General features: G+C 71.5%; 25 protein-coding genes. 12 read left to right on the plus strand and 13 right to left on the minus strand.

The features are described 5' to 3' along the window. Positions 1-69 precede the first annotated feature (69 nt). The 7 genes from casA (at position 70) to cas2e (ending at position 6,481) form a co-directional block, all read left to right on the plus strand. On the plus strand, positions 70-1,689 hold the full coding sequence (gene casA / locus OG242_RS20440; protein WP_405899533.1) for a type I-E CRISPR-associated protein Cse1/CasA: 1,620 nt from the start codon (positions 70-72) through the stop codon (positions 1,687-1,689). Beyond that, positions 1,686-2,357: a type I-E CRISPR-associated protein Cse2/CasB gene (gene casB, locus OG242_RS20445; RefSeq protein WP_405899534.1), complete on the plus strand. Its 672-nt coding sequence runs from the start codon at positions 1,686-1,688 to the stop codon at positions 2,355-2,357. The genes casA and casB overlap by 4 nt, the downstream gene beginning before the upstream one ends. Positions 2,358-2,448: 91 nt before the next feature. Further along, positions 2,449-3,666: a type I-E CRISPR-associated protein Cas7/Cse4/CasC gene (gene cas7e, locus OG242_RS20450; RefSeq protein WP_405899535.1), complete on the plus strand. Its 1,218-nt coding sequence runs from the start codon at positions 2,449-2,451 to the stop codon at positions 3,664-3,666. Beyond that, complete coding sequence (cas5e, locus tag OG242_RS20455) at positions 3,663-4,391, plus strand: type I-E CRISPR-associated protein Cas5/CasD (RefSeq protein WP_405899536.1); 729 nt, start codon at positions 3,663-3,665, stop codon at positions 4,389-4,391. Before cas7e ends, cas5e begins: the two co-directional genes overlap by 4 nt. Further along, positions 4,391-5,161, plus strand: a complete 771-nt coding sequence (gene cas6e / locus OG242_RS20460; protein WP_405899537.1) for a type I-E CRISPR-associated protein Cas6/Cse3/CasE — start codon at positions 4,391-4,393, stop codon at positions 5,159-5,161. Before cas5e ends, cas6e begins: the two co-directional genes overlap by 1 nt. A gap of 4 nt (positions 5,162-5,165) precedes the next feature. After that, positions 5,166-6,125: a type I-E CRISPR-associated endonuclease Cas1e gene (gene cas1e / locus OG242_RS20465; RefSeq protein ID WP_405899538.1), complete on the plus strand. Its 960-nt coding sequence runs from the start codon at positions 5,166-5,168 to the stop codon at positions 6,123-6,125. After that, positions 6,122-6,481 carry a type I-E CRISPR-associated endoribonuclease Cas2e gene (cas2e, locus tag OG242_RS20470; protein ID WP_405899539.1) on the plus strand — a complete coding sequence of 120 codons (360 nt, stop codon included), beginning with the start codon at positions 6,122-6,124 and terminating at the stop codon, positions 6,479-6,481. The genes cas1e and cas2e overlap by 4 nt, the downstream gene beginning before the upstream one ends. A 39-nt stretch (positions 6,482-6,520) precedes the next feature. Here cas2e and OG242_RS20475 read toward each other — a convergent pair whose 3' ends face one another. After that, positions 6,521-7,285, minus strand: coding sequence for an alpha/beta hydrolase (locus tag OG242_RS20475; protein ID WP_405899540.1), 765 nt, complete (start codon positions 7,283-7,285; stop codon positions 6,521-6,523). A gap of 150 nt (positions 7,286-7,435) precedes the next feature. Here OG242_RS20475 and OG242_RS20480 point away from each other — a divergent pair, with 150 nt between their 5' ends. Next, positions 7,436-8,590, plus strand: coding sequence for an adenosine deaminase (locus OG242_RS20480; RefSeq protein ID WP_405899541.1), 1,155 nt, complete (start codon positions 7,436-7,438; stop codon positions 8,588-8,590). 134 nt (positions 8,591-8,724) lie between these two features. Continuing rightward, positions 8,725-9,045 carry a hypothetical protein gene (locus tag OG242_RS20485; protein WP_405899542.1) on the plus strand — a complete coding sequence of 107 codons (321 nt, stop codon included), beginning with the start codon at positions 8,725-8,727 and terminating at the stop codon, positions 9,043-9,045. A 70-nt stretch (positions 9,046-9,115) separates the two neighbouring features. Here the strand turns inward: OG242_RS20485 and OG242_RS20490 are convergent, their stop codons facing one another. The 5 genes from OG242_RS20490 to afsQ1 form a co-directional block, all read right to left on the minus strand. Beyond that, positions 9,116-9,322 carry a PspC domain-containing protein gene (locus OG242_RS20490; protein WP_405899543.1) on the minus strand — a complete coding sequence of 69 codons (207 nt, stop codon included), beginning with the start codon at positions 9,320-9,322 and terminating at the stop codon, positions 9,116-9,118. Positions 9,323-9,412: 90 nt separating this feature from the next. Continuing rightward, complete coding sequence (locus OG242_RS20495) at positions 9,413-9,961, minus strand: VanZ family protein (protein ID WP_405899544.1); 549 nt, start codon at positions 9,959-9,961, stop codon at positions 9,413-9,415. Positions 9,962-10,079: 118 nt separating this feature from the next. Beyond that, the gene (locus OG242_RS20500; protein WP_405899545.1) at positions 10,080-10,691 is read right to left on the minus strand and encodes a hypothetical protein; all 612 of its coding nucleotides are present in this window, start codon (positions 10,689-10,691) and stop codon (positions 10,080-10,082) included. Beyond that, complete coding sequence (locus OG242_RS20505) at positions 10,688-12,229, minus strand: ATP-binding protein (RefSeq protein ID WP_405899546.1); 1,542 nt, start codon at positions 12,227-12,229, stop codon at positions 10,688-10,690. Before OG242_RS20505 ends, OG242_RS20500 begins: the two co-directional genes overlap by 4 nt. Then, the gene (afsQ1, locus tag OG242_RS20510; protein WP_026171255.1) at positions 12,226-12,903 is read right to left on the minus strand and encodes a two-component system response regulator AfsQ1; all 678 of its coding nucleotides are present in this window, start codon (positions 12,901-12,903) and stop codon (positions 12,226-12,228) included. The genes OG242_RS20505 and afsQ1 overlap by 4 nt, the downstream gene beginning before the upstream one ends. A gap of 212 nt (positions 12,904-13,115) precedes the next feature. Between afsQ1 and OG242_RS20515 the strand changes: the two genes are divergently transcribed. Beyond that, positions 13,116-13,859, plus strand: coding sequence for a SigE family RNA polymerase sigma factor (locus OG242_RS20515; RefSeq protein WP_405899547.1), 744 nt, complete (start codon positions 13,116-13,118; stop codon positions 13,857-13,859). A 157-nt stretch (positions 13,860-14,016) separates the two neighbouring features. Here OG242_RS20515 and OG242_RS20520 read toward each other — a convergent pair whose 3' ends face one another. Further along, complete coding sequence (locus OG242_RS20520; protein WP_405901670.1) at positions 14,017-14,625, minus strand: uridine kinase; 609 nt, start codon at positions 14,623-14,625, stop codon at positions 14,017-14,019. 177 nt (positions 14,626-14,802) lie between these two features. Between OG242_RS20520 and OG242_RS20525 the strand changes: the two genes are divergently transcribed. Next, on the plus strand, positions 14,803-15,231 hold the full coding sequence (locus tag OG242_RS20525; protein ID WP_405899548.1) for a hypothetical protein: 429 nt from the start codon (positions 14,803-14,805) through the stop codon (positions 15,229-15,231). Positions 15,232-15,295: 64 nt separating this feature from the next. Here the strand turns inward: OG242_RS20525 and OG242_RS20530 are convergent, their stop codons facing one another. Genes OG242_RS20530 through deoC form a run of 3 tightly spaced genes read right to left on the minus strand, consistent with a single transcriptional unit; the run spans position 15,296 to position 18,628 of the window. Continuing rightward, positions 15,296-16,246, minus strand: a complete 951-nt coding sequence (locus OG242_RS20530; RefSeq protein ID WP_405899549.1) for an aldehyde dehydrogenase family protein — start codon at positions 16,244-16,246, stop codon at positions 15,296-15,298. After that, entirely contained in the window at positions 16,236-17,675 is a 1,440-nt protein-coding gene (locus tag OG242_RS20535) for an aldehyde dehydrogenase family protein (protein WP_405899550.1), read from the minus strand. The genes OG242_RS20530 and OG242_RS20535 overlap by 11 nt, the downstream gene beginning before the upstream one ends. A 5-nt stretch (positions 17,676-17,680) precedes the next feature. Next, the gene (gene deoC / locus OG242_RS20540) at positions 17,681-18,628 is read right to left on the minus strand and encodes a deoxyribose-phosphate aldolase (RefSeq protein ID WP_405901671.1); all 948 of its coding nucleotides are present in this window, start codon (positions 18,626-18,628) and stop codon (positions 17,681-17,683) included. Between the two features lie 135 nt (positions 18,629-18,763). Here deoC and OG242_RS20545 point away from each other — a divergent pair, with 135 nt between their 5' ends. Then, positions 18,764-19,402: a PH domain-containing protein gene (locus tag OG242_RS20545; RefSeq protein ID WP_405899551.1), complete on the plus strand. Its 639-nt coding sequence runs from the start codon at positions 18,764-18,766 to the stop codon at positions 19,400-19,402. A 34-nt stretch (positions 19,403-19,436) separates the two neighbouring features. Here the strand turns inward: OG242_RS20545 and OG242_RS20550 are convergent, their stop codons facing one another. The 3 genes from OG242_RS20550 to OG242_RS20560 all read right to left on the minus strand — a co-directional run bounded on the left by OG242_RS20550 (position 19,437) and on the right by OG242_RS20560 (position 22,645). After that, positions 19,437-21,083: a phospho-sugar mutase gene (locus OG242_RS20550; protein WP_405899552.1), complete on the minus strand. Its 1,647-nt coding sequence runs from the start codon at positions 21,081-21,083 to the stop codon at positions 19,437-19,439. A 146-nt stretch (positions 21,084-21,229) separates the two neighbouring features. Then, complete coding sequence (locus tag OG242_RS20555) at positions 21,230-22,054, minus strand: purine-nucleoside phosphorylase (RefSeq protein WP_405899553.1); 825 nt, start codon at positions 22,052-22,054, stop codon at positions 21,230-21,232. Positions 22,055-22,207: 153 nt separating this feature from the next. Continuing rightward, on the minus strand, positions 22,208-22,645 hold the full coding sequence (locus OG242_RS20560; protein WP_018519118.1) for a gamma-glutamylcyclotransferase: 438 nt from the start codon (positions 22,643-22,645) through the stop codon (positions 22,208-22,210). Positions 22,646-22,701: the final 56 nt, after the last annotated feature.

The raw sequence follows: 22,701 nt of genomic DNA on the forward strand, positions 1-22,701 counted from the left end.
GCAATGTTGTTCGACCTCACGTCGGAGCCATGGATTCCAGTTCTGCGTCTGAACGGCGAACACGACGAGATGTCGCTGCGGCAGGTGTTCGACGAGGCCCGCGACCTGCGGCGGATCGTCGGTGACCTGCCCACCCAGGAGTTCGCGCTGTTACGGCTCCTGCTCGCCGTCGCCCACGACGCGCTCAACGGTCCCCGGGACACCGAGCACTGGGCGGAGCTGTGGTCCGACGACGACTGCTTCGCGCCGCTCGGGGACTACCTCGACGAGCATCGCGACCGCTTCGACCTCTTGCACGCCCGCACGCCGTTCTTCCAGGTGGCCGGGTTGCGCACGGAGAAGGGCGAGGTGGCGTCGCTCAACCGCATCGTGGCCGACGTGCCCAACGGGGACCCCTTCTTCAGCTCGCGCATGCCGGGCGTCGACCGGCTTACGTACGCGGAGGCCGCCCGCTGGATCGTGCACGCGCACGCGTACGACACCTCCGGCATCAAAAGCGGTGTCGTCGGCGACGACCGGGCCAAGAAGGGCAAGGTCTACCCGCTCGGGGTCGGCTGGGCGGGCAACCTGGGCGGTGTCTTCGTCGAGGGGAGCACGCTGCGGGAAACCCTCCTGCTCAACATGGTGTCGCCCGCGGACACGGTCGGCCTCAGCGACTGGGATGCCGGCGACGACCTCCCCGCCTGGCGACGGAAGGCCTGCGGGCCGGGGGCGGAGCCCGTACGCCGTCCCACCGGTGTCCGCGACCTCTACACCTGGCAGACCCGGCGCATCCAGCTGCACTCGGACGCCGACGGCGTCCACGGCGTGGTCCTCGGCTACGGAGACCCGCTCACCGCGCGCAACAAACACGGCTGCGAGCCGATGACCGCCTGGCGGCGCAGCAAGGCGCAGGAGAAGAAGCACGGCGAGGCGACCGCCTACATGCCCCGCGAGCACGACCCAGCCCGCTCGGCATGGCGGGGGCTCGCCTCTCTGATCGCCAACAGGGGCGCACCCGCACAGGGCGCGGAAGCCGCCGACTACCTCCCGCCCAGGCTCTTCGAGTGGATCGCGCAGCTGGTGACGAGCGAGGTGCTGTCCGAGGGTTACCTGATCAGGGCGCGGATCGTCGGCGCCCAGTACGGGACGCAGCAGTCGGTGATCGACGAGGTCGTCGACGACCACGTGTCCATCTCGGTCGTCCTGCTCCACGAGCGCAAGAGCGAGTACGCGGAGCAGGCGATCAGCGCCGTGACCGACGCCGACAACGCCGTCATGGCGCTCGGGGACCTCGCGACGAACCTCGCCCGCGCCGCCGGCACCGAGAGCGACGGCCCCCGGGCCACGGCACGCGACGCGGGATTCCATGTGCTGGGATCCCACTACCGGACCTGGCTCGCGGCCCTGGACGGCAGCACGGATCCGTATGCCGCACGCGCCGACTGGCAGAGACAGGTGCACGAGATCGTGTCCCGGCTGGGCAACGGCCTCATCGACCGGGCCGGCGATGCCGCCTGGCAGGGCGTCCTCATCACGGTCAAGTCGCGTACGGAATGGCTGAACGCCGGCCTCGCCGGCAACTGGTTCCGTCACCGCATCGACAGCTGTCTGGGCCATCCCGCGGACTCCGAACACCCGACGGACACGAGCAGTGGACAAGAGGCCGCCACGCCCGCCGCCGCGCTTGCCACCAAGGAACACGTATGACGACGATCACCACCACCGCTCTGACGACTCCTCGCAAGCGGGTTGAGGAACTCGCCGGTGCACGCATCGGCGTGTTCCAACGCGGATATCGGGACGACGAGTCGAACGCCGTCGCGGCTCTTGCCCGGCTGCGCAGAGGTGCCGGACAGAAGCCGGAGAGCCTGCCCGACCTGTGGGCTCTGGTCGACACCTCGCCTCTGCACGTCCCCGCCGACAACGCCCGCGAGCTGAGCGAACCCGAACTCGAACGCGCGGAGAACGCCCTCCACACGGCTCTCACGCTGTGGGCGCTGCATCAGCAGTCCCGGCGGGACACGGGCATGCATGAACGAGGCGGTCGTGGGAAACCACGCGGGGTCGGCGCCGCCGTGCGCCGCATGATGAAGCCGGACGAGATCGACGACTCGCTGCGCAAGCGGCTGGTCCGGGCCGGTACGGCGCCGGACCTGTCCACGCTCGCTCAGCGCTTGCGGGACATCGTCCTGCTGCTGCGCCGTGAGCAGTTCCCCCTCGACTACGCACTGCTCGCCGGGCAGCTCTACACGTGGCAGTGGCCGGACGGTCCTGACCGGGTGCGCAGGGAATGGGGACGGTCCTTCCACGCCTGGCAGGGGGAGAAGCCGGGTGACGTCCGGCAGCCGGGCGGCAGCGGGTCCGCGGACGAATGACACCCGGCTGCCCTCAATCTCCCTCTGAACCAACGGGGCTCCGCCGAATGCGGCAGCACCCACACACCAGCCAGTACGACAAGGACGCCTCGTGAACCGTTTCTACCTCGATGTCCATGCCCTGCAGACCGTCCCACCGAGCAATCTGAACCGTGACGACACCGGGTCCCCCAAGTCGTCGGTGTACGGGGGAGTACCCCGCGCCCGGGTCTCCAGCCAGGCGTGGAAGAAGGCCACCCGGGACTACTTCAAGTCCGAGAGCCTCCTCGACCCGAGCGAACTGGGCGTGCGGACCAAGAAGGTCGTCGAGGTGCTGGCCGACCGCATCCGCGAGCATGACGCGTCCGTGGAAGAGGCCGAAGCCCTGGAGCTGGCGGCAGAGGTCATCGCCGCCACGGGGCTCAAGATCGAGGTCCCCAAGCGCAAGAGTTCCGCGAAGAAGGCGGCCGCGGAGGGAGAGGGGGACGAAGAGACCCAGGAGGCGCTGCCCCAGGCCAAGTACCTGGTCTTCCTCAGCGCGCGGCAGCTCGACGGACTGGCCCGGTTCGCCGTCGAGGGCGCGGCCGACATCGCGGGGTTCCTGAAGGACAAAGAAAACAAGGCCCGGGTGAAACAGATCGCGGACACCCGGCACTCCGTCGACATCGCGCTGTTCGGACGCATGGTCGCGGATGCCACCGACTTCAACGTGGACGCGGCGGTGCAGGTCGCCCACGCCATCAGCGTCCACCGCGTGGACAACGAGTCCGACTACTACACGGCGGTCGACGACCGCAACAAGGACTCCGAGCCGGGCGCCGGGATGATCGGCACGGTCGACTTCAACTCGGCGACGCTCTACCGATACGCGGCCCTCGGCGTGCACCAGTTGGCGGCCAACCTGGGGGAGGGGCTGCGCGAGGAGGAGTCCGAGGTGACCCCGGTGCGCCGGGCCGCCGAGGCGTTCGTCCAGGGCTTCGTCGAGTCGTTGCCCACCGGAAAGATCAACACTTTCGGCCACCACACGCTGCCCGACGCCGTCGTCGTGAAGCTTCGCACCACCCGTCCCATCAGCTTCGTCGCTGCCTTCGAGGAGCCGGTGCGCGGAGACCTCGGCGGGCACATGTCCGAGGCGTGTGCGCGCCTCGCGGAGTACATCCCGGACGTCGAGCGGGCGTACGGCGACGAAGGGTCCACCCTCACGTGGGTGCTCCGCGTCGGTCCGAACACCCGGAAGCTCGCGGGCATCGGCACGGAGTCCCGGAACATCGGCGAACTCGTCGCCTCGGTGGGGCAGGCCGTCGCCGAACGCCTGGAGAAGCCGGAATGAGCGTGCTGACCATGAGGCTGGCGGGCCCCTTGCAGTCGTGGGGTGCGTCCGCCCGCTTCACTCGGCGCACCACGGAATCGGCTCCCACGAAGAGCGGAGTGATCGGTCTGCTCGCGGCGGCGGCAGGCATCGAAAGGGGCGACGACGAGGCACTGGCCGCCCTGACCGGTCTGCGCTTCGGCGTGCGGATCGACCAACCGGGCAGCCGGGTAAGGGACTTCCAGACGGCACACCATGGGGTCACCGGCGCCTCCATGCCGCTGTCCGAACGCTTCTACCTGGCCGATGCGGTGTTCGTGGCGGCAGTCGCGGGCGAGAGCGGCCTCCTCACCCGCCTGCACGCGTCCTTGCGGGCACCGGTGTATCCACCGTTCCTCGGCCGTCGCTCCTGTCCGCCCGCACAGCCGGTGGAGCTGGGCGTACGTGACGGGGACTCGCTCCAGCAGGCGCTGGCGGAAGAGCCGTGGCAGGCGGCTGCCTGGTACCGCCGTCGGCACAGGGGCGAGGCGACGGTGTCCCTGACGGTGCTCCGCGAGGCCGACGGGAAGGAGGCCGACGCGGACTACCAGCGCGACCAGCCGCTCAGCTTCTCCGCCGAGCAACGTCGGCACGCCCTGCGCACGGTGGTCAGCAGGACGGTGACCGTTCCCAACCCGGACGCCGCGCCCCGACAGGCCGTACGGCCCCGGCACGAGCCGTTCGACGCCCTGGAGGAGAGCGTCTGATGTTCCTGACCCGCTTCCGCATGAACACCGCGCGCACGGGCGCACGCCGACTGCTGTCCTCCCCGCAGGTGCTGCACGCCGCCGTCATGGCGTCGTTCCCCGGACTCCTGCCGACAGAGCCCGCTGCGGCCACCGACGGCCCCCGGGTGCTGTGGCGCCTCGACCAGAACGCGCGGGCCGAGGTACTGCTGTACGTGGTCAGCCCCGACAAGCCCGATCTGACCCACCTGGTGGAGCAGGCTGGCTGGCCAGCGGTCGCCGACGCACAGTCCCCGGGCTGGCAGACCCGGCCGTACGCTCCGTTCCTCGACCGCCTGGCCGAGGGACAGAAGTGGGCGTTCCGGTTGACCGCCAATCCGGTCCACGACATACGGCGTAAGCCGGACGAGCCCCGTAAGCGCACCGCTCACCTCACCCCTGTGCACCAGATGGGGTGGCTCCTCGACCGCCAGGAGCGCTGCGGTTTCCATGTCATCGAGAAGCCGCAGAGCGAACGCCTGCTGCCCACCGGAACCACTCACCGCGGTCACGAGCACCACGGCGACCGGTACCGGCTGACGGTCGGCGACCGTCGTGGACTCGCCTTCGACAAGGGGCGAGGCGACGGCAAGCGGCCCGGCCGCGTCAGCATCGTGGCCGTGACGTTCGACGGCCATCTGGAGGTGAGGGACCCGGCCGTGTTCCGGCGGGCACTCACCCAGGGAATCGGCAAGGCGAAGGCGTACGGCTGCGGCCTGCTGACGCTGGCGCCGCTCGACGGAACGGACTGAGCCGATGGCCACGGTCTCCCAGCGCAACGCCCTCACGCCCCGCCACCTGCCCCGTACCGGTGAACGGCTGTCCTTCATCTACCTGGAGCGCTGCGTGGTGCACCGGGACGCCAACGCGATCACGGCCGAGGACGCTGAGGGCACGACCCACATCCCCTCCGCGACGATCGGCACCCTGCTCCTGGGGCCCGGCACCCGGATCACCCACCAGGCGATGAGTGTCCTGGGCGAGACCGGTGCCGCCGTGGCCTGGGTCGGTGAGCAGGGCGTGCGGTATTACGCGGGCGGGCGCGCGCTGACCCGCTCGTCCGCGCTCGCCGAGGCGCAGGCGGTCCAATGGGCCAACCCTCGCAGCCGACTGTCCGTGGCCCGCGCGATGTACCGGCTGCGCTTCCCCGACGAGGACCCCGAAGGGCTCACCCGCAAGGGGCTTCTGGGCCGCGAGGGCCGTCGGGTGAAGGACTGCTACCGGGCCGAGGCGGCTCGGACGGGCATCCGCTGGCGGGGCCGGAAGTACGTCCCCGGCGACTTCTCGGCCGGCGACGCGGTCAACCAGGCGATCACCGCTGCTGCCCAATGCATGTACGGAGTGGCCCACGCGGTCGTGTCGTCCCTCGGGTGCAGCCCGGCGCTGGGCTTCGTCCACTCCGGCCACGAACTCTCCTTCGTCCTCGACATAGCCGACCTGTACAAGACGGAGATCGGCATCCCGCTCGCCTTCGACGTGGCCGCGGAGAGCGAGGAGGACGTGGCATCCCGGACCCGCAGGGCCCTGCGCGACCGCATCAACGAGACCTCGCTGCTGGACCGGTGCGTGGACGACATCAAGGGCCTGCTCGGCGCGGCCACGGCCCCCGCCGACCGCGACGTGGTCACGCTCCAGAGCGACTCCGGGGAGCTGGTCGCCGCCGGCCGGAACCACGGCGGTACGGACGCCTACGAGGCCGAGGAGCTTCTCTGGTGACGGTGATCGTGCTCACCAACTGCCCGGCCGGCCTCCGGGGCTTCCTCACGCGCTGGCTCCTGGAGATCTCGGCGGGCGTCTTCATCGGTAACCCCTCGGCGAGGATCCGCGACGTGCTCTGGGCGGAGGTCCAGGAGTACGCGGACCAGGGCCGCGCCCTGCTGGCCCACACCGCCGACACCGAACAGGGCTTCACCTTCCGCACCCACGACCACAAGTGGCACCCCACCGACCACGAGGGCCTGACCCTGATCCGCCGCCCGAGCGAGGCAGTGCGGAAGCTCCCGAAGCCCTCCGAGGGGCCCAAGCCGGGCTGGAGCAGAGCGGCGAAGAGGCGCCGGTTCGGGAGGGGATGAGCGGTTCGTCGCGCTGCGGGCCCGGCGTGCGCCCTGACGTCACCCCACCCCCAACGACTCCCCGAACCCCACCGCCAACGGCATCCGCAGACCCAGCGGCGGGGGAGCCGCCAGGGCGTCCGTGAGGGGGCGGGCGTATGCGTGGCCGAACAGGGCTCCGCGTACGAAGTCGGCGGCCAGTGCCGTGACCTCCGAGCGGTGTTGGCGTAGCGCGTGGCCGTCCGAGTGGACCTCGAAGCGGCACGTGTCGCGGTTGGCCTTCTTCGCGCGTTCGGCCAGGCGGAGGGAGAGCGCCGGGTCGCAGCGCGTGTCGTTGGTGCCGTGGGCCAGCAGGACCGGGCGGCCGACCAGGTGCTTGACCGGTTCGGGGTCGGCCGACGGGTCGGCCGGGAGCCAGGGGGCCAGGGCGAGGACCGCGGTTACCGAGGGGTGGCCGCCCGCGCGCAGGGCCGCGCGGGCGCCCATGCCGTGGCCGGCCAGGCAGACGGGGACGTCGCCGTAGCGGCGTACCGCCTCGTCCACCGCCCACTCCGCGTCCGCCGCGGGGTGGGCGTCGTCCTCGTTCCAGCCGCGGCAGCGGTACCGCACCACATGGGCGGCCAGGCCGTCGGTGCGGGCCGCGTGCGTCAGGGCGCGGGCCAGCGGGAGCAGGCGGGCGTGGGAGAGGGAGGAGGGGCGGCGATGCGAGTAGGGCTCGCCGTCCGGGAGCAGCAGGACCACGCCGCCGACCGTTGTTGCTCCGGCCGCCGCTCCGACGGCCCGTCCCAGCCTTGCCGCGGGCTGGGGGAGTGCGCGCTGTGCCATGCGGTAACAGTGTCAGACACATACGTGTACGCCACCCCTGTTCGCGGTGTCTGTTACGTGCTGCCGTCGCTCGTGCCGTGCGAGAAGAACAAGCCGTTCCGTTATGTATCGACAAGCGCGCTCTACGCGCGTAGGCGTTAGAGTGCGTGGATGATGAGCCCCACCCTCAATGTGCCCGGCCCGGACCAGATCCGGCGTGCGCCCAAGGTCCTTCTGCACGACCACCTCGACGGCGGGCTGCGGCCCGGCACGATCGTGGAACTCGCCGCCGCGAGCGGTTACGACGCCCTTCCCGAGACCGAGCCGGACAAACTCGGTATCTGGTTCCGGGAGGCCGCCGACTCCGGTTCGCTGGAGCGGTATCTGGAGACGTTCGCCCACACCTGCGCCGTCATGCAGACCCGTGACGCGCTCGTCCGGGTCGCCGCCGAGTGCGCGGAGGACCTGGCCGCCGATGGTGTCGTCTACGCCGAGGTGCGGTACGCCCCCGAGCAGCACCTGGAGGCCGGGCTCACCCTCGAAGAGGTCGTCGAGGCCGTCAACGAGGGCTTTCGCGAGGGCGAGCGGCGGGCCCGCCGGGACGGGAACCGCATCCGCGTCGGCGCCCTGCTCACCGCGATGCGGCACGCCGCGCGGTCGCTGGAGATCGCGGAGCTGGCCAACCGCTACCGCGACCAGGGCGTCGCCGGCTTCGACATCGCGGGCGCCGAGGCCGGGTTCCCTCCCACCCGGCACCTGGACGCGTTCGAGTACCTCAAGCGCGAGAACAACCACTTCACGATCCACGCGGGCGAGGCGTTCGGCCTGCCGTCGATCTGGCAGGCGATCCAGTGGTGCGGCGCCGACCGGCTCGGCCACGGCGTCCGCATCATCGACGACATCGAGGTCGCGGAGGACGGCTCCGTGAAGCTGGGCCGCCTCGCCTCCTACGTACGGGACAAGCGCATCCCGCTGGAGATGTGCCCGACGTCCAACCTTCAGACCGGGGCCGCTTCCTCGTACGCCGACCACCCCATCGGGCTGCTGCGCAAGCTGCACTTCCGGGCGACCGTGAACACGGACAACCGGCTGATGAGCGGCACGAGCATGAGCCGGGAATTCGAGAAGCTGACCGAGACCTTCGGATACACGCTCGACGACATGCAGTGGTTCACCGTCAATGCGATGAAATCAGCATTCATTCCTTTCGATGAACGTCTGGCGATGATCAGTGACGTCATCAAGCCCGGATACGCCGAGCTGAAGTCCGAATGGCTTTTCGAGCAGACCGCTGCGACCAGCGTGTCTTCCTCGCCGGCCGGCTGACGGACGGGTGCACAAAACGGCCGGGGAAAGGTTTTCCCGGCCGTTTTCCGTGGTTGCGGATGTTTGCGGAGCGGGGTGGCGGCTGACTACGTTGCGAAGCCGCTCACATCCCCTTCCCCAAGGATGAATGTCATATGAAGCAGTCTGCTGCCAGGACTCTCGGCGTCGCCGCCCTCGGTGCCGCTTTCGCCGCTGCCGCCGCCGGCACCGCCTCGGCCACCGCGCTGCCGCTGGACGCCGCGACCAGCGTCCTGCCCGTCGCCGGCGCGGCGGCCGACGCCACCTCGACGCTGCCCGTCCAGGACACCGCCGACAAGCTCCTCGGCACCAGCCAGACGCAGGTCCTGGGCGACGCCACCGCACCCGTCAAGGGCCTCCTCGGCGGCATGCCGGCCGGTGGCGTCTCCGCCAACGGCCTCACCGCCAACGGTCTGCCTCTGCCGCTCGGCCACTGAGCCGACGCCGGTACGCGCCTGTGGGCGGACACCCCGACCGGGTGTCCGCCCACAGCCATGTGCGGGAGGTCTACCAGGCGGCCGTCGAGGACGACGGGCGCTCCTGGGGCAGCAGCAGCCACAGCGCCAGGTAGAGCAGGAACTGCGGGCCCGGCAGCAGGCACGAGACGACGAAGATGACGCGCATGGTCGTCGCCGACGTGCCGAAGCGCCGCGCCAGCGCTGCGCACACTCCGCCGATCATGCGTCCGTCACGGGGGCGGGCAAGTGCGGCCATGGTGGGCTCCTTCACGAACCGTTGCGGGGAGCAGTCCGTTGTGCTCCCGGTACAACCATGGTCGCGCGACAACAGGGGCAAAGCATCGCTCTACGGGGCCATCCCGACCCTGGAAATTGTCGGGGTCGAACCCTGAACCGCTTCATGGCCGCTCGGCGACACCATCCGCGGCTCCGGTCCGCCGCGCCGCCGCAGGCGCGCCCGGCCCGCCGGGACGACCAGGACGTGGGCGAGCGCCACGCCCGCCGTGTTCAGGAACAGCGAGTCGACGTCGACCACCTGCCCCGGCACCCCGGTCTGCCCCAGCTCGATCGCCAGCGAGATCAGCGAACCGGCCGCGACCGTACGGGCCAGCGACAGCCACGGGGACACGTACAGCCGGCCGCCCGCCATCGGGAGCAGCACGCCCAGCGGCGCCAGCAGCAGGAGACCGCCGCCGATCTGCCGGAACGCGGCGGCGGGGCCGAGAGACAGGTCGGCCCTGATACCGGCGAAGGGTGAGAGGTTGGCGGCGGTCATCCACGGCACGTCCAGCGGGCGCAGAGTGAGCCACCCGACGAGCAGCAGATGCGCGAGGAGCAGCGACACCCCTGCCGCGCGGAAGCGGATGACGGCCTGGCCGTCCGTACCTTGACGCACGAAGCCCTAGACGCGGGCAGCGGCAGGATCGGTTCCGCAGGGACCGGGGAGACCTGGCTCACGGTTGCGGGCCCGGCTCCGTTCCCCGTCCCGTCGGCCCGTACACCTCCCAGGCCCCCTACGGCACCCCGATCGAACTCGGTACCGCCTTGGGGCTGGCCTTCGTCTCCGCCGTACAGAGGTAGCCGCGGGCCGGGTAGTCGCCCGGGCCGCCCAGGGTCACCGTCTCACCGGAAGCCAGCGACTCGCTGTCCGCGAACGTGCAGACGATCTGGGCCAGGGCCTCGGCCGACAGGTCCTCCGGCTGCAGGCTGAGCCGCAACGCGCCCTCCGCGTCGCCCGCGCGGGGACCGGAGACCCGCAGCGACTTGGGGACGTCGGTGGAGAAGCCCGCCTGCCGCTCGTCGGCCGTGGGCCGCCTGCGCAGCTCGTTCAGCAGCTCGGTGGCGACCCGCAGCCGGTCCGCCTTCGCCTCCTGCACCTGCACCGCCCGGTCCACCGTCACCAGCTGCGAGGCGCAGACCAGGTAGATCTGTACGGGGATGCCCCGCGCGGCCTGCGACGCGGCGTCCTCGGCGGGCATCGAGCACGGCACCCGGGACGGCGCGGCACCGGCGTCCACCGGCACCGAGGTCGTACGGATGCCGCAGCCCGCCGCCAGTACGGCACAGAGTGCGGCACCTGCCAGGGCGGCGGCGGTTCGGTGCCCCCGGCGTTCGCTGCGCCTCACGTCGCGTCGTCCTCCTGGTGATCCGGTATCGGTGCGTCGTGATCCCCGCCGGTACCGCTCAGGGCCTCGGCGTCCCGCGGCAGGCGCAGCACGAAGACCGCGCCGTCGCCGTCGGGCGAATTGCGTGCGGTGATGCCGCCGTTGTGGATGTGCGCGTTCTCCATGGCGATGGAGAGCCCGAGCCCGCTGCCGTCCGAACGCGGCCTGGAGGCGCTCGCCTTGTAGAACCGGTCGAAGACGTGCGGCAGTACGTCCTCGGGGATGCCGGGACCGTGGTCGCGGACCTCGATGACCAGCTCCTCGCCCTCGATGCGCACCGAGACCCGTACCGGCGAACCGCCGTGCTTGAGCGCGTTGCCGATCAGGTTGGCCAGGATCACGTCGAGCCGGCGCGGATCGAGGCTGACCATCATGCCGCGCTCGGCGTCCAGCTCCACCGCGTCCAGCCACGCCCGGGCGTCGATGCAGGCGGTCACCTGGTCCGCGACGTCGACGTTGTCGAGGACGAGGCGGGCGGTGCCCGCGTCGAAGCGGGTCACCTCCATCAGGTTCTCCACGAGGTTGTTCAGCCGGCGGGTCTCGCTGACCACCAGGTTCACCGCGGGCGCGATCATCGGGTCGAGGCTGTCGACCTCGTCCTCCAGCACCTCCGTGACCGCGGTGAGCGCCGTCAGCGGGGTGCGCAGCTCGTGCGACATGTCGGCGACGAAGCGGCGGCTGGCCTCCTCGCGCGCGCTCATGTCCGCGACCTTCTTCTCCAGCGAGCCGGCCGTCCTGTTGAACGTCCGCGAGAGGTCGGCCAGTTCGTCGGTGCCGGACACCACGAGCCGGGTGTCGAGCTTGCCCTCGCCGAGCTTGCGGGCGGCGTCCCCGAGCCGCCGCACCGGCCGCAGCACGGTCGTCGCCGCCGCCTGCGCGAGCAGTGCGGAGCCGACCAGCGCGAGCGCCGTGGCGATCCCGAGCGACCAGGCGAGCGAGCTGAGGTCCTGGCGCTCCTGGTCGAGCGACTTCAGCATGAAACCCGTCGGCCCGCCGCCGATGATCTTCGTACCGGCGACGAGGTACGGCGTGCCGCGGATCGAGGTGCGCTGCCAGAACAGGTGGTACTCGTACTTGTTGCCCGCCTTGACCGGCTGCTTGCGGTCCACCTGCTCCTGCAGCGACCGGGGTACGTTGCTGCGCGTGAAGGTGTCCAGGTCGGAGTTGCCGACGATGGGCTTGCCGGGGTCGCGCTCGTCGATCAGGAGCACGCTGTAGCCGGGGCTGCTGCTCGCCATCTGAACTGCGGCCGCCTGCAGGTCCTCCTTGGTGGGGCGCAGCGGCAGCGAGGCCGCCCGGGACTGCATCTCCTGCCGGAAGTCCCCGAGCGCCGCGTCCTGCGTGCGCGTCAGCACCGCTTCGCGGTTCAGCCAGTACGCGATGCCGGAGGCGGACACCGCGGCGGTCAGCGCGACCAGGCCGAACACGACGACGAGCCGCAGCCGCAGGCTGGTCCAGCGGAGCCCGGCGAGCAGGCCCCGCCGTACAGCCGTGCTCACTGCGGCGAGTCCAGCCGGTATCCCACGCCCCGTACGGTACGGATCAGGGTCGGCGACGACGGCACGTCCTCGACCTTGGCGCGCAGCCGCTGGACGCAGGCGTCCACCAGCCGGGAGTCGCCGAGGTAGTCGTGCTCCCAGACCAGGCGGAGCAGTTGCTGCCGGGACAGGGCCTGGCCGGGCCGGCGGCTCAGTTCGAGCAGGAGCCGCAGCTCGGTCGGCGTGAGCTGGAGGTCCTCGCCGTTCTTGGTGACGGTCATGGCGGACCGGTCGATCACCACGTTGCCGAATGTCGCGGAGTCGGTCGACTCCCGTTCGCCGCGGCGCAGCACCGCGCGGATACGGGCGTCGAGCACCCGCCCCTGCACGGGCTTGACCACGTAGTCGTCGGCGCCGGACTCGAGTCCCACCACGACGTCGATGTCGTCGCTGCGGGCGGTCAGCAGGATGATCGGCAGCTGGTCGGTGCGGCGGATGCGGCGGCACACCTCGAAACCGTCGATCCCGGGCAGCATCACATCCAGCACGACCAGGTCGGGGCGCTGCTCGCGCAGCAGGTTGAGGCCGTCCTCTCCCGTCGCCGCGGTGGCCACACGGTGGCCCTGGCGTGACAGCGAGAGTTCGAGGGCCGTGCGGATGGCGTCGTCGTCCTCGATCAGCAACAGGAAAGGCACTTGGTCATTCTGACCCATGGGGCGCCCCAGTTCGACAGTCGCACCCCCCTGATACGTGCCCCATACGTCCCTCATGCATCAGGAAGCACGGGTTCGTGCCACCGCCGGGCCCTGTGACAGGCCTGTGACAGTCGGCGGACAGCGCCATGAAACTGCCCCGGCAAGCTCGTTGACACAAGGAACGGACGGACTCCACCGATGGGGGGCGCGAGATGAACGCAACTCACAGCATCAACGCAAGCGCAGTTGTCACGCGTCTCCACGACGTCGGGCGGAGCACCGAGAAGTCCGGCGCCGCAGTGAACGGACGGGGGTGCGTTCGTGGCGCCGGGCGTCAGCACACGTCATTCATGACGGTGGTTGACGCGGGTAGCGGGGGAAGCTCGTACGGGGAGGTCTCGGGGGAGCGGAAGGCACCGGAGAGGTCCGAGGACGCCGAAGCGGCGTTCACGGCCTACGTCCGGGAGCGCCGCGCCTCCCTGTACGCCACCGCCTACCACCTGACCGGTGACCGGTTCGAGGCCGAGGACCTCCTGCAGAGCGCCCTCTTCTCGACGTACCGGGCCTGGGACCGCATCAGCGACAAGGCCGCCGTCGGCGGCTACCTGCGCCGCACGATGACCAACCTGCACATCAGCGCCTGGCGCAGGCGCAAGCTGAACGAATACCCGACCGAGGAGCTGCCGGAGACGGCGGGCGACACGGACGCGATGCGCGGTACGGAGCTGCGCGCCGTGCTCTGGCAGGCGCTGGCGCGCCTCCCGGAGACGCAGCGCACGATGCTCGTCCTGCGCTACTACGAGGGCCGTACGGACCCCGAGATCGCGTCCATTCTCGACATCAGTGTCGGCACGGTGAAGTCGAGCATCTGGCGGTCGCTCCGCCGGCTGCGCGAGGACGAGGTCCTCAGCTTCGGCCGTGACGAGGAGGAGTCCTTCGGCGAGCTGGTGGCCTGAAGGCTGGGGGAACGGGGGCGCTGCCGTGTCGGGGGACGCGGTGGTGTTGTTACGGGGGGCACGGGGATACGGGGAAGCTGTGGGGTCGGACGGGCCGGGGGGGCCTGTCCGGCCCTGCGGTGCGTTGCGGGGGCTCTGCCCCCCGGGCCCCCGCTCCTCAATCGCCGGAGGGGCTTGAAACCGCCGGCGTACGGTAACGACCCGCAGCCGCCGCCGCCAGGCGGCCCAGCGCTTCCTGCTTCGCGCACGCGTGCGCGCCCAGCGCGACGTGGCGGGCCACGATGCGGCGTTCCGTACGCATCAGACGCCACCCGCGCCGCAGCAGGAACGGCACCGACTTGCGGCCCTCGCGCAGGTCCCGCAGGAGGCGGCGGCGGAAGGTCGTCGAGGGGTGGCCGCGCAGGCAGAGGGCGTCGGCCAGCACGTCCAGGGACTGGCAGCGGTCGATGATGTCGGCCGCGAAGATGCCCTCGGCCACGAAGAGCGGGGTCCGCCCGATGTGCAGGTCCTCGTGGCCGGTGCGGGAGCTGGTGGAGATGTCGTACACCGGGACGTCGGTGCGGCCGGTCCGGCAGAGCTCCGTGATCGCGGTGACCGCGGCGTCCGCGTCCCAGGAGTCCGGGGAGTCCCAGTCGATGTCCGTACTGCCCTCGACGAGCGGCAGGGTGGGGTCGCCGGCCTCCTTGTAGAAGTCGTCGAGCCGCAGGACCGGAAGGCCGGTGCGGGCGGCGAGGGACGACTTGCCGGAGCCGGAGGGGCCCGTCAACAGGACGACACGGGTCGAAAGCGCTTGGGAACTCACAGGACACGAGTGTGAGGCATTGACCCGAACAAGGGACCCCCCGGAGGTCCTGTTGGTATCGCGCATCACACCTCAACTACTCTGTGCATTCGGTTGATTACCCGGCCGATGGTCCGATCGTCCCGATCAGGTGGGAAATCCATGGCACGTCACGCACTTTCCAAGTCCCGGCGCCGCACCCTGCTGCGCGCAGGCCTGACCGTCACCGCGGTGGGTGCCGCGCTCGGCGCGGGGGGTGCGGCGGCCCAGGCGGCCCCGCTGCCCGTCGTTCAGGAGACCGGCACCGACGCGGTCCTCGGCGAGGCCACGGGGGCGACCGGCGGCGCCGTCACCGGGGCGCTCGGGCAGGCCCTGGGGAACGGCATCGCGCCCGTGACCCAGCTGCGGCTCGACCCGCTGGCCGGTACCGGTACGGACCCGCTGGACAACGCGGTGGGCACCCAGGTCGCCGACTTCAAGCCGCTCTCCACCGCGCTGGTCACCGACCCGCTGACGAGCGGCGGCGCCATCAAGGACCTGCCCCTGGCGGGCCCGGTCGTCGACGGGTTCGTGGACGGCCTGCTCGGCTGACGACGCGACGGCCCGTTCCCCGGAGACGCCTCCGGGGAACGGGCCGTGCCCGTCGCCTACGCCGTCAGTACGAGGAGCCCGAGGCGCCGAGCGCGCCCGTCGGGTGCCAGACGGTCTTCGTCTCCAGGAACGCCGTGAGGCGGTGCGTGCCCGGGTCGGCCGTCCAGTCGCCCTCGCCGTCCACAGCCTGTCGATGAGCAGCGCCGTGCGCTTCCTTCTCGGGGTGGTGGCGGGAGACGGGCGGGCGGGATACGCGCTTCAGGTTGTCGGCCGCCGCGATCTCCAGCTCCTTCCCCAGCTCCGCGTCCGCGCCCGTGAGGTCGATGCCGTTCACGTCCTGGTGGGCGGCGAGCGGGGCCGCGATCTCCGCGGTCTTCCCCGACAGGATGTTGACCACACCGCCCGGCAGGTCCGAGGTGGCCAGCACCTCACCCAGGGACAGCGCGGGCAGCGGCGACTTGGCGGAGGCCACGACGACCACCGTGTTGCCGGCCGCGATCACCGGGGCCACCACCGAGACCAGGCCCAGGAACGACGACTCCTGCGGCGCGAGGACCGTGACCACACCGGTCGGCTCGGGCGTCGACAGGTTGAAGAACGGACCCGCCACCGGGTTCGCCCCGCCCACGACCTGGGCGACCTTGTCCGTCCAGCCCGCGTACCAGACCCAGCGGTCCACCGCCGCGTCCACGACGGCCGCCGCCTTGGACTTCGACAGCCCCTCGGCCTCGGCCACCTCGCGTACGAACTGCTCGCGGCGGCCCTCCAGCATCTCCGCGACGCGGTAGAGGACCTGGCCGCGGTTGTACGCGGTCGCGCCCGACCAGCCGCCGAACGCCTTGCGGGCGGCCACGACCGCGTCGCGCGCGTCCTTGCGGGACGACTGGGGCGCGTTCGCCAGCCACTTGCCCTTCGAGTCCGTCACCTCGTACACCCGGCCGCTCTCGGAGCGGGGGAACTTGCCCCCGACGTACAGCTTGTAGGTCTTGAAGACGCTCAGACGGTTATCGGACATCGAGGTACGCCTCCAGGCCGTGACGGCCGCCTTCGCGGCCGTAGCCCGACTCCTTGTAACCGCCGAACGGCGAGGTCGGGTCGAACTTGTTGAACGTGTTGGCCCAGACGACGCCCGCCCGGAGCTTGTTCGCCACCGCGAGGATGCGCGAGCCCTTCTCCGTCCAGATGCCGGCCGACAGGCCGTACTGGCTGTTGTTGGCCTTGGCGACCGCCTCGTCCGGGGTGCGGAACGACAGCACCGAGAGCACCGGGCCGAAGATCTCGTCGCGGGCGATGGTGTGCGCCTGGGTGACGTTGGTGAACAGTGTCGGGGCGAACCAGTAACCCGCCGAGGGCAGTTCGCACGGGGCGCTCCAGCGCTCCGCGCCCTCCGCCTCGCCGGTCTCCACGAGCGCGGTGATCCGGGCCAGCTGCTCCGAGGAGTTGATGGCGCCGATGTCGGTGTTCTTGTCCAGCGGGTCGCCGAGGCGCAGCGTCGAGAGACGGCGCTTCAGGGCGTCCAGCAGCTCGTCCTGGACCGACTCCTGGACCAGGAGTCGGGAGCCCGCGCAGCAGACCTGGCCCTGGTTGAAGAAGATGCCGGTGACGATGCCCTCGACGGCCTGGTCGATCGGGGCGTCGTCGAAGACGATGTTGGCGCCCTTGCCGCCCAGCTCCAGCGTGACCTTCTTGTCCGTCCCCGCGACCTGGCGGGCGATGGCCTTGCCGACGGCGGTCGAGCCGGTGAAGGCGACCTTGTTCACGTCCGTGTGCTCCACGAGCGCCTGGCCCGCGTCGCCGTACCCCGTCAGGATGTTGACGACACCCTTGGGCAGGCCCGCCTGGCGGCAGATGTCCGCGAAGAACAGCGCGGACAGCGGCGTCGTCTCGGCGGGCTTCAGGACCACCGTGTTGCCCGTGGCGAGCGCCGGGGCGATCTTCCACGCGAGCATCAGCAGCGGGAAGTTCCACGGGATGACCTGGCCGGCCACGCCCAGCGGGCGCGGGTTCGGCCCATAGCCGGCGTGGTCCAGCTTGTCGGCCCAGCCCGCGTAGTAGAAGAAGTGCGCGGCGACCAGCGGGAGGTCCGCGTCGCGGGTCTCCTTGATCGGCTTGCCGTTGTCCAGGGTCTCCAGGACGGCCAGCTCACGGCTGCGCTCCTGGATGATCCGGGCGATCCGGAACAGGTACTTGGCGCGCTCGGAGCCGGGCAGCGCCGACCACTTCTCGAACGCGCGGCGGGCCGCCTTCACGGCCCGGTCCACGTCATCGGCGCCGGCCCGCGCGACCTCGGACAGCACCTCCTCGCTGCTCGGCGAGACCGTCTTGAAGACTTTGCCGTCGGCCGCGTCGGTGAACTCACCGTCGATGAACAGGCCGTACGAAGGGGCGATGTCGACGACGGAGCGGGACTCCGGCGCCGGTGCGTACTCGAATGCGGATGCCATGGGTATCAGTCCACCGTCACGTAATCGGGGCCGGAGTAACGGCCGGTGCTGAGCTTCTGGCGCTGCATCAGCAGGTCGTTCAGCAGGCTGGAGGCGCCGAAGCGGAACCAGTGGTTGTCCAGCCAGTCCTCGCCCGCCGTCTCGTTGACCAGCACGAGGAACTTGATCGCGTCCTTCGAGGTGCGGATGCCACCGGCCGGCTTCACGCCGATCTGGACGCCGGTCTGCGCGCGGAAGTCGCGCACCGCCTCCAGCATCAGCAGGGTGTTCGCGGGCGTGGCGTTCGTCGCGACCTTGCCGGTCGAGGTCTTGATGAAGTCCGCGCCGGCCAGCATCCCGAGCCAGGAGGCCCGCCGGATGTTGTCGTACGTGGACAGCTCGCCGGTCTCGAAGATCACCTTGAGCCGGGCGGAGCCGCACTCCGCCTTCACGGCGAGGATCTCCTCGTACACCTTCAGATACCGGCCGGCCAGGAACGCGCCCCGGTCGATCACCATGTCGATCTCGTCGGCCCCGGCCGCCACGGCGTCCCGGACGTCCGCGAGCTTCACGTCGAGCGCGGCGCGCCCGGCGGGGAAGGCCGTCGCGACGGACGCCACCTTCACACCGGAGCCGGCCAGGGCGGCGGCCGCGGTGGCCGCCATGTCGGGGTAGACGCAGACGGCCGCGGTGCGCGGGGTCGTGCGGTCGGTGGGGTCGGGGTGGACGGCCTTGGCGGCGAGCGCCCGGACCTTGCCGGGGGTGTCCGCGCCTTCCAGCGTCGTCAGGTCGATCATCGAGATCGCGAGGTCGATGGCGTACGCCTTGGCCGTCGTCTTGATCGACCTGGTTCCGAGGGCGGTGGCACGCGCTTCGAGGCCGACCGCGTCGACACCGGGCAGCCCGTGCAGGAAGCGGCGCAGCGCACTGTCGGACGCGGTCGCGTCGGCGAATGCGGGGAGGGTGGTGGGCATGGTCACCACATGAGCATATCTACGCGCGTAGCGACCTGTACAGGGGGCCAGGTCATCGGGGGTTCCCGCCCCCCGCCGCCACCGCGGGAGAAGCCGCCACCGCGCCGGCGGGGCGCGTCAGGCACAATCGGGCTCATGACGAGCCCCACGCCTGCCGACGAGCCCACCTACGCCGACCGGACGTTCCGGTCGCCCGCCGGGCTGGCCGGGGGAGCCCTGCTGCTCCTGCTCGTCTGCCTGATCGGCGGCGACGCCGTCGTGCGGGGCGACGGCCGGACGCCGTGGATGGCGCTCGCCGGGATGCTGCTCGCCGTGCCGCTGGTCGTCGCCTTCACACTGCGCCCGGTGGTGGCCGCCAACGACCTGCGCATCCGCATCCGCAACCCGTTCCGCACGATCACGCTGCCGTGGAGCGACGTCGCCGACGTGCGCGCCGGGTATTCGAGCGAGCTGTTCACCCAGGACGGCAAGAAGTTCCAGCTCTGGTCCGTGCCCGTGTCGCTGCGGCAGCGCAAGAAGGCCGCCCGCCAGCAGTCCCGGCAGGCCATGGACGACCCCTACCGCCGTACGTCCACGAGTGCCGACGTACGCGACGCCAAGACCCGCACGGCGGTCGCCGACCAGGCCGTGGCGGACCTGCGCGAGCTGTCCGAGCGTGCGGGCGACAAGCCCGTGGCCGAGGCGCCCAAGGCGTCGGTGCGCTGGGCGTACGAGGTCATCGCGCCGGCCGTCGTCGGCCTGGTGCTGCTCGTGGTCCTCGGCGCGATCGGCTGAGGGGCGGACCGGCCGGCCCGCCCCAGCGCTTCCCTCAGATCCCTGCCGCGGCCGCCAGGTCGCGCTTGATGCCGTTGAGCAGCTCCGCCGCCCGGGCGCGGGCCGCCGGCAGCTCACCGGCGGAGCCGGCCGGCACCACGACCTCCAGGTAGCACTTCAGCTTCGGCTCGGTGCCGCTCGGGCGGACGATCACCCGGGCGCCGTCGAGGTGGTAGCGCAGTCCGTCGGTGGGCGGCAGCCGGTCCGTGCCCCGCGACAGGTCCTCGGCCGTGGCGACCTTGAGCCCCGCGAGGGCCGCAGGGGGCTGTTCGCGCAGGCGGCGCATGGCGTCCGCGATGACCGACAGGTCCTCCACCCGCACCGACAGCTGGTCCGTCGCGTGCAGCCCGTGCTCCACGGCGAGATCGTCCAGCAGGTCGAGGAGCGTACGGCCCCGCTCCTTCAGTACGGAGGCGAGCTCGGCGACGAGCAGCGCGGCCGTGATGCCGTCCTTGTCGCGGACGCCCTCCGGGTCCACGCAGTAGCCGAGCGCCTCCTCGTACCCGTAGCGCAGCCCCTCCACACGGGCGATCCACTTGAAGCCCGTCAGGGTCTCCTCGTACCCCAGGCCCGCCTTCTCGGCGATGCGGCCCAGCAGCGAGGACGAGACGATCGACTCCGCGAACACACCGGTGGCGCCCCGGCGCACCAGGTGGGCGGCGAGCAGCGCGCCGACCTCGTCGCCCCGCAGCATCCGCCAGCCGCCCTCGGCCGCCGGGTCCGGCACGGCGACGGCACAGCGGTCCGCGTCCGGGTCGTTGGCGATGACGATGTCCGGGTTCACGCGGCGCGCGGTGGTGAACGCGAGGTCCATCGCACCGGGCTCCTCCGGATTGGGGAAGGCCACGGTGGGGAACGCGGGGTCCGGCTCGGCCTGCTCCGCGACGAGCACCGGGGCGGGGAAGCCGGCCCGGTCGAACGCGGCGGTGAGCACGGAGGCGCCGACGCCGTGCATCGCCGTGTAGACGACGCGGGCGGTACGCGGCGACTCGGCGTCGAGCACGGCGTCCGTGCGCGCCAGGTACGCGTCCAGGACCTCGTCGCCCAGGGTCTCCCAGCCGTCGGCGGGACGCGGGACGGTGTCCAGCGGGCCGACCGCTGCGATGGCGGCGGCGATCTCGCCGTCGGCCGGCGGCACGATCTGCGAGCCGTCGCCGAGGTAGACCTTGTAGCCGTTGTCGCGGGGCGGGTTGTGGCTGGCGGTCACCTCGACGCCGGCGACGGCGCCCAGGTGCCTTATGGCGTACGCGAGCACGGGGGTGGGCAGCGGGCGGGGGAGCACCGCCGCCCGCAGGCCGGCGCCGGTCATCACGGCGGCGGTGTCCCGCGCGAAGTCGGCCGACTTGTAGCGGGCGTCGTAGCCGACGACGACGAGACCGCCCGCCTGCCCCTGGTCCTTGAGGTACGCGGCGAGGCCGGCGGCCGCCCGGATGACCACGGCGCGGTTCATGCGCATGGGGCCGGCGCCGAGCTCGCCCCGCAGCCCGGCGGTGCCGAACTGGAGCGTTCCGGCGAAGCGGGCGGCGAGCTCGTCGGTGGCCCCGGCGTCGATGAGCCCGGCGAGCTCCTCGCGGGTGTCGGGGTCGGGGTCCTCGGCGAGCCAGGCGCCGGCGCGAGCGAGGAGGTCCGGGGTCGTGGTCACGGTCTGCCTTTCGTGTGCGGTGGGCGGCGCGGGGCGCCTGCGGCGGGCCCGAGTCCTTTGCCGCGGGTCTGCGACGGCAGCGGCAAAAACAAGCCCCTCCGGCGATTGAGGAGCGGGGGTCCGGGGGCAGCGCCCCCAGGACAGCCTCAGATGCGGTCCAGCACCCGCGCCAGCAACGACCCCATCCGCGCAGCGGAATCGCGGCCGGCCTGCAGAACCTCCTCATGGTTCAGCGGCTCCCCGCTCAATCCCGCCGCCAGGTTCGTCACCAGGGACAGGCCGAGCACCTCGGCCCCCGCCTCCCGGGCGGCAATCGCTTCGAGGACCGTGGACATGCCGACCAGGTCGCCGCCCATCACGCGGACCATGCCGATCTCGGCCGGCGTCTCGTAGTGCGGGCCGGGGAACTGCACGTACACGCCCTCTTCGAGCGTCTCGTCGATCTCCTTGCACAGGGCGCGCAGCCGGGGCGAGTACAGGTCCGTCAGGTCGACGAAGTTGGCGCCGACGATCGGGGACGACGCCGTGAGGTTGATGTGGTCGCTGATCAGGACCGGCTGCCCGGGGCGCATGCCCTCGCGCAGGCCGCCGCAGCCGTTCGTCAGGACCACGGTCCGGACGCCCGCGGCCACCGCGGTACGCACCCCGTGCGCGACGGCGGCGACGCCGCGGCCCTCGTAGAAGTGGGTGCGGCCCAGGAACACCAGGGCCCGCTTGTCGCCGATCACGTGCGAGCGGACCGTGCCGCCGTGGCCCTCGACGGCGGGCGCCGGGAAGCCGGGCAGGGCGGTCACCGGGAACTCGGCCGCCGGAACGCCGAGCGCCGCGGCGGCGGGCGCCCAGCCGGAGCCCATCACGAGGGCGACGTCGTGAGTCTCGGCACCGGTCAGCTCGCGCAGGCGGGCGGCGGCGTCGGCGGCGGCGGCGTACGGGTCGCCCTGGATGTGGTCCGGAATAACAGATGCGTTCACGCGGACGAGGGTAACCGCTGAATCCCTACGCGCGTAGATGCCCCTGTACAGAGTCTTGCGGCTTTCGTTCGTGCGTTCCGACAATCGGATCCCGGGCCGGAGGCAAAAGGGGCAGGTCGTCGCCGTTTCCGCGGCGGTCCGGGGCCGCTCCGGTCAGCAGGGGCGCTTGCGGAGTTCCATCACGTAATCGTGCGGCGCGCCCGCCGAATCCGCCGCGTCCGCGATCTCGCCGAGGTACCGGGCGGACGGCAGGCCGCCCTCGTAACCGTTCAGCACATAGATCCAGGCCGGCTCCTCGCCGTCCAGGGTGTGCACCCGGATCCGCATGCGGCGGTAGATGTCGAGGCCGACGCCCTCCCAGCGGTCCATGGAGTCCTCGTCCATGGGGGCCAGGTCGTACAGGGCCACGAACACCTGCGAGCGGGGCGCCTCCACCACCGTGGCCAGCGCTCCCTCCCAGCCCATCTGCTCCCCGCCGAAGGTCAGCCGCCAGCCGTTCAGCCAGCCGGTGCCGCGCAGCGGTGAGTGCGGGGCGCGGCGCGTCATCAGCCGCGCGTCGAGGTTGCCGGCGTACGCGGCGTAGAGCGACATGTGATCGAGGGTACGGGAGGTGGCGGCGGGAGCGCCGGTTCCTGGGCGGAAGGCCC

This window comes from Streptomyces sp. NBC_00727 (assembly GCF_045161745.1).
In the GTDB taxonomy this organism is placed as follows: Bacteria; Actinomycetota; Actinomycetes; order Streptomycetales; family Streptomycetaceae; genus Streptomyces.